This window comes from Candidatus Benthicola sp. (genome assembly GCF_058719085.1).
Window position 1 is genome coordinate 19640 of record NZ_JBZQEK010000012.1, and the last position, 10714, is coordinate 30353.

A 10714-nucleotide genomic window follows, 5' to 3' on the forward strand; every position below is an offset into this window, starting at 1 on the left:
CCCTCATGACCCTGCTTCATCGGTACCGCGAACCCGGAATTTCCGAATCCGCCCGCCGGGCGCTCATCGAGCGAGCCCGAACCCGCGTGTCCGGACGCATCCGGGACGTCCGTGCGGAGACCTGCTTCAACATCGAGACGACCGCCCCCCTGGTCGACGCCGATGAGCACGTCCTCACCTGGCTCCTCCGAGAGACGTTCGAGCCGGACCGCTTCGGGCCGAGGAGCTTTCTGCTCGATGGCGTGGACGAAGCCGGCCTGCGCCGCGGCGGCGGCGGTGCTCGGCTGGTGGAGGTCGGCCCCCGGATGAGCTTCACGACCGCGTGGTCCACCAACGCGGTCTCCGTGTGCCGGGCCTGCGGGCTGAACGACGTACGCCGGATCGAGAGATCGCGCCGCTACCGGATCGAGGCCGATGCGCCGCTCGACGATCGACAGGTCGCCGCTTTCCTGGAGCTGGTGCACGACCGGATGACGGAGTGCCCGTATCCCGCTCCGCTGGGCACCTTCGAGCACGGACTCCGGCCGGAGCCGGTGCGGAGGGTGCCGGTGGTCGAGCGAGGGCGAGCGGCGCTCGAGGCGGTCAATCGATCGATGGGTCTCGCCTTCGATGACTGGGACCTCGACTACTACACCCGCCTGTTTCGCGAGAAGGTGAAGCGCGACCCCACGGACGTGGAGCTGTTCGACATCGCGCAATCGAACAGTGAGCATTCGAGGCACTGGTTCTTCAAGGGTCGGCTGGTCATCGACGGTCACGAGGCGCCTCGCAGTCTCATGCAGCTGCTCCGGGCGCCGCTGGATGCGAATCCGGGGAACAGCGTCATCGCGTTCAAGGACAACTCGAGCGCCATCCGCGGATACGCGGTTCGCACGCTGATGCCGGAGCAGCCGGGCCGGCCCGGGCGCATGGTTCCGGCCGAGGCCGAGTACCACGTCATATTTACGGCCGAGACACACAACTTCCCTTCCGGCGTGGCGCCCTTCCCCGGCGCGGAAACCGGGGCGGGAGGCCGTATCCGCGACGTGCACGCGGCAGGAAGGGGCTCGCTGGTGGTCGCCGGCACGGCCGCCTACTGCGTGGGCAACCTGTACATCCCGGGATACGACCTTCCCTGGGAGGACCCCGACTTCGCCTACCCGAACAACCTGGCCTCGCCGCTCGAGATCGAGATCGAGGCGTCGGACGGCGCCTCCGACTACGGAAACAAGTTCGGTGAGCCCCTGATCCAGGGGTACACCCGGTCGTTCGGCTTCCGCGGCCCGGACGGCGAGCGGCGGGAGTGGATCAAGCCGATCATGTTCAGCGGCGGAATCGGCCAGATCGACGCGCGTCACACGGAGAAGGACCCTCCCGAGCCGGGAATGTGGGTGGTGAAGATCGGCGGGCCCGCGTACCGGATCGGGATGGGAGGCGGCGCCGCCTCCAGCATGGTGCAGGGCGAGAACGTGGCCGAGCTCGACTTCAATGCGGTGCAGCGGGGCGACGCCGAGATGGAGCAGAAGGTGAATCGCGTCCTCCGGGCCTGCGTCGAGATGGGCGACGACAATCCGATCGTCAGCATCCACGACCAGGGTGCGGGAGGCAACTGCAACGTATTAAAAGAGATCGTGGAGCCCGCCGGGGCCGTGATCGAGGTCCGGGACATCCCGGTGGGGGATGACTCGCTCTCGGTGCTCGAGATCTGGGGCGCCGAGTACCAGGAGAACGACGCCCTCCTCCTGAGACCGGAGCACGCGGAGCTCTTCCGCGCCCTCGCCGAGCGGGAGAAGGTCCCGGTCGCATTCGTCGGGCGCGTCACCGGGGACGGGAAGATCGTCCTGCACGATGCGGTCGACGACACGACCCCGGTCCACCTCGATCTGGACGACGTTCTCGGAGACATGCCCCGCAAGACCTTCGAGCTCCAGCGCGTCCAGCCGGTCACCGAGCCGCTACGCCTGCCGGACGACCTGTCGGTGCGCGACGCCCTGGACCGGGTGCTCCGGCTTCTCTCGGTGGGCTCGAAGCGGTTCCTGACCACCAAGGTCGACCGGTGCGTCACCGGGCTCGTGGCCCGGCAGCCCACGGCCGGGCCCCTTCAGCTCACGGTGGCGGACGTGGCGGTGATCGGGCAGAGCCACTTCGGCGTCACCGGCGGTGCCACGGCGATCGGGGAACGTCCGGTGCACACTCTGCTGGACCCCGTGTCGATGGCACGCATGTGCGTGGGCGAGGCGCTCACGAACCTGGTGTGGGCGCCGGTCAGCGCGCTGGAGGACGTCAAGTGCTCGGGAAACTGGATGTGGGCCGCCAAGCTGCCGGGAGAGGGCGCGGCGCTGGCCATGGCCGCGGCTTCGCTCAGCGCCTGCCTCACCCAGCTCGGCATCGCGATCGACGGTGGCAAGGACAGCCTCTCGATGGCGGCCCTCGCTCCCGGGCCAGAGGGAGAGGACGAGACGGTGAAGGCGCCGGGCGCGCTGGTCGTGTCCGCCTACGTGACCTGCCCGGACATCACCGGCGTGGTGACTCCGGACCTGGAGCTCGGGGAGTCGGGGCGCCTCCTGTACGTGGACCTCGCCCACGGCCTCACCCGCCTCGGCGCCTCGTCCCTCGCGCACGTGTTCGGACAGTTGGGCGAGGACCCGCCCGACATGGGAGACCCTCCGCAGTTCAAGCGGGCGCTGGAGGTCACGCAGCGCCTGATTCGAGAAGGACACCTGACGGCCGGGCACGACCGCAGCGACGGGGGGCTGATCACCACGCTCCTCGAGATGGCCTTCGCCGGAAACTGCGGACTCCGTGTGGATGTCCCGGGCGACCCGGAGCGCGCGCTCGACGTGCTGTTCAACGAGGAGCTCGGGCTGGTGATGGAAGTCGCCGTCGAGCGAGCCGACAGGGTCGTGGCGCTGTTCGAGGCCTCGAACGTACCGTGCTACGACATCGGACACGCCACGCAGACGCCGGACATCCGGATCTCCGTCGGCGGACGGTCCGTGCTCGAGGCAGACATGCGCGACCTCCGCGATGTGTGGGAGGCCACCAGCTTCCAGCTCGACCTCCTGCAGGCCAACCCGGATTGCGTCGAACAGGAGCGGGACGGGCTCCGCGACCGGGTCGCACCGACCTTCCACGTGCCCTGGGAGATGGAGCCCACGGCCCCGGAGATCCTCGTCCGGGCGGCCAGACCCAAGGTCGCCATCGTCCGGGAGGAAGGCTCCAACTCCGACCGGGAGATGACCTCGGCCTTCTTCATGGCGGGCTTCGAGCCGTGGGACGTGGCCATGGCCGACCTGCTGGCCGGCGACGTGCGCATGGAGGGATTCAACGGCGCCGCCTTCGTCGGGGGCTTCAGCTACGCGGACGTCCTCGACTCGGCCAAGGGCTGGGCCGGCGTGATCCGCTTCCACCCGGAGCTCGCGGAGCAGTTCGACGTGTTCGCCTCGCGTCCGGACACCTTCACGCTCGGCGTGTGCAACGGCTGCCAGCTCGAAGCCCTGCTCGGATGGGTCCCGTGGCGGGGCATCGCCGACGAGCTGCAGCCGCGGTTCATCCGCAACGCATCGGACCGGTTCGAGTGCCGGTACGCGACCGTTCGAATCCTCGAGAGTCCGTCCGTGCTGCTACGCGGGATGGCCGGCGCCACCCTGGGCGTGTGGCTCGCGCACGGGGAAGGCCGGGCGTTCTTCCCGGACGACGAGATTCTGGACAGGGTGGAGACAGAGGGGCTCGCGCCCGTGCGCTTCGTGGATGACTCGGGTGAGACGACCGAGCGGTATCCCTTCAACCCGAACGGATCGGCAGCCGGGATCGCCGCCCTCTGCTCACCCGACGGCCGCCACCTGGCGATCATGCCGCACCCCGAGCGCGGCTTCCTCAGCTGGCAGTGCGGCTGGAACCCTCCCGAATGGCAGACCGCCATCCGGGAGGCCGCGACCCGCGGAGAACCCTTCCCCTCGCCGTGGCTCCGGATGTTCCAGAACGCCCGTCAGTGGTGCGAAGGGGCCTGACCGGTCCCGGGTCAGGGCTGCCGCACCAGATCCAGGTCGTGGAAATCGTAGCTGAAGTCCACCGACGGTGAAGCCGCCTTCATTCGGGCCCGCTGCACCTCGCCATCCACATCCAGCTCGAACGTGATGAGCGCATCCGCCCGGAGCTCCCGGTCCCGCCAGCGGACGTAGAACGTGTCGAACTGCCACGGCTCCAGGTCGCCGAGCAGCGATGGGGTTCGCCCGAACTGGATGACCAGGCCGTCCTCTCCCTCCTGCACGTACACGTCGCCGTACCACGCGTCCCGGTACGTGCCCGCGTACGCCGGGAGCGGCAGGGACGGATGGGCGGAGGTGTCCCGGGCGGCGGCCTCGGAACGATCCCGCGCCGCCGTAGCGGAATCGCGGAGCGCCATGAGGCCCGCGTACGCCGAGATCCAGTCGCGTGGCTCGGCCTCGAGGTAGTGGTCCAGAATGTGATAGGTAATCGCCTCGAAGGCCGCGCCGGCTTCCTGGTTGGTGAGCACGGCCACCCCGAGCTTCAGGTCCGGGACCATGGCGACGCGGGACACGTATCCCGGAAGGCCTCCCGTGTGCGTGATCAGCTTGTGGCCGCGGTAGTCACGCACCACGAATCCGAGCGCGTACGACTGAAACTGGGGTTGTGCCGGCCCCAGGACCTCGGGCCACCGGCCGGTCGGCATCGGCGTCACGGGTCCCCAGAGCTGGCGGGTCGTCGCGGGCTCGAAGAGACGCTCCGACCCGGCCACGCGGCCCGAATCCAGCTGGACGATGAGCCATTTCGCCATGTCCGCGGCCGTGGAGTTGATCCCTCCGGCGGCATTCGTGGCCGTGGCGGCGAGAGGCTTCACCGGTCGCACTTCCCCCTCCACCCGGGCGTGGGGTGTCGCCACGTTGCCCTCCTCCAGGGTGGATGCCCGGGACACGCGCGTGTCCGCCATGGCGAGCGGATCGAGAATCCGGGTCTGGACGAAGTCTTCCCAGGTGAGCCCGCTCGCCGCCTCGATGACCAGCGCGGCGACGTGATACAGGATGTTGTCGTAGGCGTACGCGCTCCGGAAGCTCGTCGCCGGCTCCAGGTAGCGGATCGCCTCGACGATCTCCCTCCGCGTCACGTTCGATTCGGGCCAGTAGAGGAGGTCCCCCTGTCCGAGGCCGAGCCCGCTGCGGTGCACCAGCAGATCGCGGATCGTCATCTCGCGCGTCACCCACGGGTCCCACATCTGGAACCAGGGCAGGTAGTCGATCACCCGGCCATCCCAGTCCAGGTCTCCCTGCTCCACGAGCAGGCCGAGCGCCGTCGCGGTGAAGGCCTTGGTGTTCGAGGCGATTCCGAAACGGGTGTGCTCGTCGACGGGCGGGCCCACGTGGATCCGGCGCGTACCGTACCCGCGTGCCTGCACGACCTCTCCGTCCTTGACGATGGTGACCGCCGCGCCGGGCACGTCGAAGGTCTCGAGCGCCCGTTCCACCCAGGCATCGAGACCGGGAACTCCCGTGGGGGAAGCCGGCTCGGCGAGGGCCGGCTCCTGTGAGCGAGCCGGGGAAGGAGAGACCGCAATGGCGGCGACGAATCCGGCCATCAGGGCGACCGTGAGCGACGGCAGGCGAAAGGACCTCATCGTGGGCTTCCTGTCGAAGGGTGCGGAATCGGCTGGCGGTGGACAGGTTGAATCTAGAGCGCGGCCGGAGGCGTAGGAACCTCTGAAACCGTATTCCTCCCACGGGAGGCCGAACCGTGCAGGAACCAGCGATCTCTCCTTCTCTCGTCGGTGCGGTCACCTTCTTCCTGCTCCTCGGCCTCGTGGCCCTGGTGGTGATCCGGGAGACGGTGAAGGTCATCCTGAAGCCGGCCCTCGTGATCACGGCCCTGGCGCTTCTCGCCGTGTGGGCGGGGCTGCTCGACGAGACCGTCGTGGGCAACGCCTTCGGATGGATCGGCGACCGGCTGATCCTCGGCATCCAGGGGATCTCGGACTGGGTGGCCGACGCATGGTCGGCGAGGGCGGGTAGCTGAGTCGCCGGGACCCTGCGGGTCGCGTTCACGCTCAGCGGTACAGACTCGCTCCTCGCGCACCGACCGGGACCTCCCAGACGCGGCCTGTTCGCGTAGACGTGACGTAGATCGACTCTGGATCGAACGCTCCTCGTCCGAACGCGATGCTCGCGGCACCGGGCATGCTCTCTGCGATCAGCACGGTTTCGCCGCTGTCCGGATCGACGCGCCATATCTGTCCGAGCCCGTTCGCAGCCACGTAGACCCGACCCGACTCGTCCAGCGCGAGCCCGTCGTTGGCCGCACGGTCGCCGAGATCCGCGAGCAGCTCGGGAGACCCGGCTATCTCTCCGTCCTCGAGCGGAATCCTCCACAGCTTTCCGCTCGTCACGAGCGGACGCAGACTCTCGAATATCTGGGCCACGTAGAGCGACCGACCGTCCTCCGAAAGCGCGAGTCCGTTCGGATGGCCCACCGCATCCGTGAACAGGCGCGGTCGGTCGCCGGGACCGACCCGCAGGATCTCATCGGTGGCATCGTCCGTCACCAGGAATGAGCCGTCGGCGAGCACGAGCAGGAAGTTCGGGTCGCCGATTCCGCCATCCACGACGCGTGTCGTGTCTCCCTCCGGGGTCACGCGCCACACGATCCCATCTGCGTTGGGTCCGGCATCGAACCGGTTTGTCGGACCGAAGTCGGCCATCAGGATGTCCCTCTCCCCGATCGGTGCGAGACCCAGGTTGGAGTACATCCGGCCGATCCGTGTCAGTCCGCCGTCCGTTCCGACGCGCCACAGCGCCGCGTTCCCCGACACGTACAACTCTCCGCCACCGTTGAAAGCGATGCCCTCGCATCGCTGGAAGGCCCCGTCCACGAGGATCCTCGGCTGAACCGGAAACTCGGCATCGCCTCTGCCCTCCTGGCCCGCGGCGGGGTGTGCGGCGAAGATCGCCAGGAGAAGCCATACCAGGAGACTTGGTGTCGCCAACCGGGTCATCTCACCCTCCCTCAGCTGCCGCTCCCTCCACCGAACTTGATCATCGTCATGATCGGAACCGCGTCGATCATGGCGTGCAGCACGATGCACGCGAGGAGGTTCCTCTTCCATAACACGTAGCCGGCACCGAGTATCAAGCCACCCATCGACCCTTCCATCATGCCGACACCGAAAGCGGCGCTCAGGTCTCCAGCAGTCGGCCAGTTCGGATTCAGGTACGCGTAAGGGACGTGGTACAGCCCGAAGCAGAGTGCCGCGAGGAGCACGGCCAGCCACGGTCGGCCGGACAGCCTCTCGATGCGCGTCTGGAGGAAGCCGCGGAAGAAGAACTCCTCCGTGAAGCCGGCCGTGAGGAATCCGAACAGCGCCGCGAGGGGAAGAAGATAGAGAACCTTTCCCGAACGGATCAGCTCCCAGAGCTCCGGCCCGGCCCGACGCTGCGTCAGCTGGAAGACACCGAGGGCGAGACCGACGACCACCGCCCACAGCAGGCCGGTGCGCAGGTTTCCGCGCTGGAGGCCAAACGACGCCAGGATCGCGGAGACGCTCCGACCCGCGGATCCCGGTCCCCTCAACAGCGTGACGATGACCAGCGGAAGCGCGACCAGCATCAGGTAGTGGCGGGCCTCGGAACCGGGGCTCACGAAGCTGAAGGCCATGTACGCCAGGAAGTAGAGGATCGCGGCCAGGCTTTCGCGGCGATCGATCACGCCTGAGACGGGTTCGCCGTTCTTCATGGAGCCTCCGGGAATGGGTTCGCGTCCCGTTCCCTGTCCGTACGCAGGGTCGGAGGCCCGGGTGTCAGCGACGGGAACCGCGTCGCCGGGAGGCCCTTGGCGCCGCCCGTCGGTATTCTATCTTGCGTACCGGCGCCGGCCGGCGCGCCGGCGGTCACCGAACGGAGGAGGAACCATCGAAACGCTCACGACGCGGCAGCGGGCGCATTTGAAGTCGCTCGCGCACTCCCTGAAGCCGATCCACCACATCGGGAAGGATGGCGTCACCGACCGGACCCTGGATGCCCTGCGCGAAGCGTTCAACACCCGGGAGTTGCTCAAGGTCAAGGTACAGGACTCGGCGCCGGCCGGGGCACGCGAGACGGCCGAGGCCCTCGTGATCGGCCTGGGGGACGCGCACCTGGTGCAGGTGATCGGGCGCACGGTCGTCCTGTTCCGCCCCGACCCGGACGACCCCGAGATCGAGCTTCCGTAGACCGGCCCGTACGGTCGGATCGAATCAGCGACGCGGGGTGCTGCGCTCCCGGTAACGCTCGAGGGTGCGACAGTCGAGTCTCCACGCGGCGGCGCCGGCGCTTCCGTCCATCCGTAGCCGCCGGTCGAACACCCGGGCGCGGCCCAGCAGGCTGTCGCCCACCGAGCGGAGGGCCACGCCTCCTCCGGCCTGCCGATCGGACCAGATGATCCACAGGGTATCCGCCCGCACCACCCACCTCAGGTAATCCCGCAGGCGGCGATCGTGATCTCCGGTCATCGGGACCGCCCGGTACGTGACCCGGCCCCGCATCCACCGGTCCGTCGAGTCCGGCAGCAGCCTCACGCGCGTCGGAAGTTCCAGAAAGGAAGGCACGTCGAGGGTGTCGGACGGTCGTGACGTCCATTCCCACTCGTGGACGCGGAGCGCGTAGCAGCCCGGCATCTCCCACTTCACGAGGTCGGGCCGCTCGATCGAGCGGGGCTGCGCGGGCGGAGGTGGAGATCGAAGTCGGTCCCACGTGCGGAGGAGCGTGGCGGCGATCAGGGCCACGAGAATCCACGTTGCTATGCGGTGCGGCAGGGTCTTCCGGTTCATCGGCGTTGTGAGCCCGGCCCCGGCCCTACTCCCACTCGATCGTGCCCGGCGGCTTTGACGTGATGTCGAGCGCGAGCCCGGAAACTCCGTCGAGGGCGAGAATGTCCGCTCGCAGCTCGTCGAGCAGGGCCGCGGGAAGCTCGACGGGGGCCGCGGTCATAGCCCGCTTCGAGTACACCGGGCGCACCACGACCAGCTCTCCTCCGTCGCCCTTGAGGTCGAGCGGAATGAGCACCGTCGGGCACTGCCAGATCTCGTCGTACAGTCCGTGGGATCGAAGCCCCTCCATCACGATATGATCCGCCTCACGGAGCCGGTCGAGCCGCTCCCGTGTCATCGTAGCCCGCAGGGGCGCCGCCGTTCCAGGAACCTCGGTCTCGAGATTCCAGATGCACCGGTTGACTCCGGGCACGTCGGCGGTGAGGACCGACGCAGCCTCGAGGAGACGGTTCCAGTCCGCGGAGCCGGTCACCAGGACCGGGTGCTCGTACGCCCTCAGGTCCGCCTTGACGCCGACCGAGCGGATGGGAAGCGGGGTCCCTTCCAGCCCGAACTCCCGGGCCACCCTCTTCACCTCGGGCTCGAGCGCCTCGAAGCCCGCGCGATCGCCCTCACCGTCACCACACAGGCAGCGCACCCCGAGGCCCGGGCCCGGGAACGGATGCCGCCATACGAGCTCGTGGGGAATCCCGAGCTTCTCGCCCAGCTCACGGACCTCGACCTTGTAGAGCTCCTTGAGCGGCTCGATCACCCGTCCCTGCTCGATCATCTCTTCCACGATCGGCACGCGGTTGTGGTGGGTCTTGATCGTGTCCGCCCGGGCCGTTCCTCCCGTTTCGATCGTGTCGGGATAGATCGTGCCCTGGCCCAGCAGGTGCTCCTCGATCCCCAGGCGGCTCGCCTCGTCGCGGAAGACCGCGATGAACGCATCTCCGATCGCCCTTCGTTTTTCCTCGGGATCGATCAGCCCATCGAGGGCCCGGAGGAAGCGGTCGCTCGCATCCACGAAGTGGACGTGCGACCCGAGCCCGAGACCGGCGAAGAACTCGAGCACGCTCCGGCTCTCGTCCTTCCGCATGAGCCCGTTGTCCACGTGCAGGAGGTCCACCCGGTCGGGACCGAGCGCTCCGGTGAGCATGGTGGCCGCCACCGTCGAGTCCACTCCCCCCGAGGCGAGGAGGAACACCGACCGGTCCCCGACCTGACTTCGGATCTTCTGCATCTCCTCGGCCATGAAGGCATCCATCGTCCAGGACGGCGCGCAGCCGCAGATGTTCAGGACGAAGTTCGCGATCATGTCGTCGCCGTGCACCGTGTCGTCGACTTCCGGGTGAAACTGAAATCCGTAACGGCGGAGCGAATCCGATCCGATGGCCGCGTACCGGTGACCGGGTCCCTCCGCCGTGGTGGCGCTCCAGCCGAGCTCCTCGAACTGCGGTCCCACCTCCGTCACCGAGTCGTAGTGGCTCATCCACACGGGCTGCACCGGGTCGAGCCCCCGGAAGAGCTCGTGCTCTCCGGTCAGATGCAGCTCGGTGCGGCCCCACTGCCGCCCGCCGTGCACCACCTTGCCGCCGTAGTGCTGCGCGATCTCCTGGTGGCCGAAACAGAAACCGATGATCGGAACGTCCAGATCGTAGATGCCCTTGTTGTACTCCGAGTCCTCGCCGTGCGAGGCGAGCGAGGGACTGCCCGAAATGATGATCCCCCGGTAGGGGGCGAAGGCCTCGATCGGGTCCTCCGGCTGGCGGATCTCCGCGAGCACGCCGTGACGCCGGACCTTCGTCGCGATGAGGTGGGCGTACTGACCGCCGAAATCGATGACCGCGATGGCGTCGTGCTGCATGGCTCCTCTTGTGTCGGTTGGGCGTCCTGTTGGCACGGGAATACGCACACGCGACCGGACCCGCAACCCCGTCGGCC

Annotated in this window: 8 protein-coding genes; 3 read left to right on the forward strand and 5 right to left on the reverse strand. The window is 68.3% G+C overall.

Translation table 11 applies throughout. The features are described 5' to 3' along the window. The first annotated feature begins 5 nt into the window (after positions 1-5). Entirely contained in the window at positions 6-3989 is a 3984-nt protein-coding gene (gene purL, locus AC36XV_RS01270) for a phosphoribosylformylglycinamidine synthase (RefSeq protein ID WP_492201867.1), read from the forward strand. An 11-nt stretch (positions 3990-4000) separates the two neighbouring features. Here purL and AC36XV_RS01275 read toward each other — a convergent pair whose 3' ends face one another. Beyond that, positions 4001-5611, reverse strand: a complete 1611-nt coding sequence (locus tag AC36XV_RS01275) for a serine hydrolase (RefSeq protein ID WP_492201868.1) — start codon at positions 5609-5611, stop codon at positions 4001-4003. A 116-nt stretch (positions 5612-5727) separates the two neighbouring features. Between AC36XV_RS01275 and AC36XV_RS01280 the strand changes: the two genes are divergently transcribed. Then, positions 5728-6006, forward strand: coding sequence for a hypothetical protein (locus AC36XV_RS01280; RefSeq protein WP_492201869.1), 279 nt, complete (start codon positions 5728-5730; stop codon positions 6004-6006). A 31-nt stretch (positions 6007-6037) separates the two neighbouring features. On the opposite strand, the gene AC36XV_RS01285 is transcribed toward AC36XV_RS01280, so the two are convergent. Together AC36XV_RS01285 and AC36XV_RS01290 are read right to left on the reverse strand one after the other, a co-directional pair. Continuing rightward, positions 6038-6982 carry an SMP-30/gluconolactonase/LRE family protein gene (locus AC36XV_RS01285; RefSeq protein ID WP_492201870.1) on the reverse strand — a complete coding sequence of 315 codons (945 nt, stop codon included), beginning with the start codon at positions 6980-6982 and terminating at the stop codon, positions 6038-6040. Between the two features lie 11 nt (positions 6983-6993). Next, complete coding sequence (locus tag AC36XV_RS01290; RefSeq protein WP_492201871.1) at positions 6994-7719, reverse strand: CPBP family intramembrane glutamic endopeptidase; 726 nt, start codon at positions 7717-7719, stop codon at positions 6994-6996. Positions 7720-7894: 175 nt separating this feature from the next. Between AC36XV_RS01290 and yhbY the strand changes: the two genes are divergently transcribed. Then, complete coding sequence (gene yhbY / locus AC36XV_RS01295; RefSeq protein ID WP_492201875.1) at positions 7895-8194, forward strand: ribosome assembly RNA-binding protein YhbY; 300 nt, start codon at positions 7895-7897, stop codon at positions 8192-8194. Between the two features lie 24 nt (positions 8195-8218). On the opposite strand, the gene AC36XV_RS01300 is transcribed toward yhbY, so the two are convergent. Together AC36XV_RS01300 and guaA are read right to left on the reverse strand one after the other, a co-directional pair. After that, entirely contained in the window at positions 8219-8791 is a 573-nt protein-coding gene (locus AC36XV_RS01300) for a hypothetical protein (RefSeq protein ID WP_492201872.1), read from the reverse strand. A gap of 25 nt (positions 8792-8816) precedes the next feature. Further along, positions 8817-10637 carry a glutamine-hydrolyzing GMP synthase gene (gene guaA / locus AC36XV_RS01305; protein WP_492201873.1) on the reverse strand — a complete coding sequence of 607 codons (1821 nt, stop codon included), beginning with the start codon at positions 10635-10637 and terminating at the stop codon, positions 8817-8819. Positions 10638-10714: the final 77 nt, after the last annotated feature.

Bases quoted from the DNA above. Each gene is read 5' to 3' on its own strand.
- guaA (WP_492201873.1), bottom strand. From the start codon at position 10,637: ATGCAGCACGACGCCATCGCGGTCATCGATTTCGGCGGTCAGTACGCC.
- AC36XV_RS01275 (WP_492201868.1), bottom strand. From the start codon at position 5,611: ATGAGGTCCTTTCGCCTGCCGTCGCTCACGGTCGCCCTGATGGCCGGA.
- AC36XV_RS01285 (WP_492201870.1), bottom strand. From the start codon at position 6,982: ATGACCCGGTTGGCGACACCAAGTCTCCTGGTATGGCTTCTCCTGGCG.
- purL (WP_492201867.1), top strand. From the start codon at position 6: ATGACCCTGCTTCATCGGTACCGCGAACCCGGAATTTCCGAATCCGCC.
- AC36XV_RS01300 (WP_492201872.1), bottom strand. From the start codon at position 8,791: ATGAACCGGAAGACCCTGCCGCACCGCATAGCAACGTGGATTCTCGTG.
- AC36XV_RS01290 (WP_492201871.1), bottom strand. From the start codon at position 7,719: ATGAAGAACGGCGAACCCGTCTCAGGCGTGATCGATCGCCGCGAAAGC.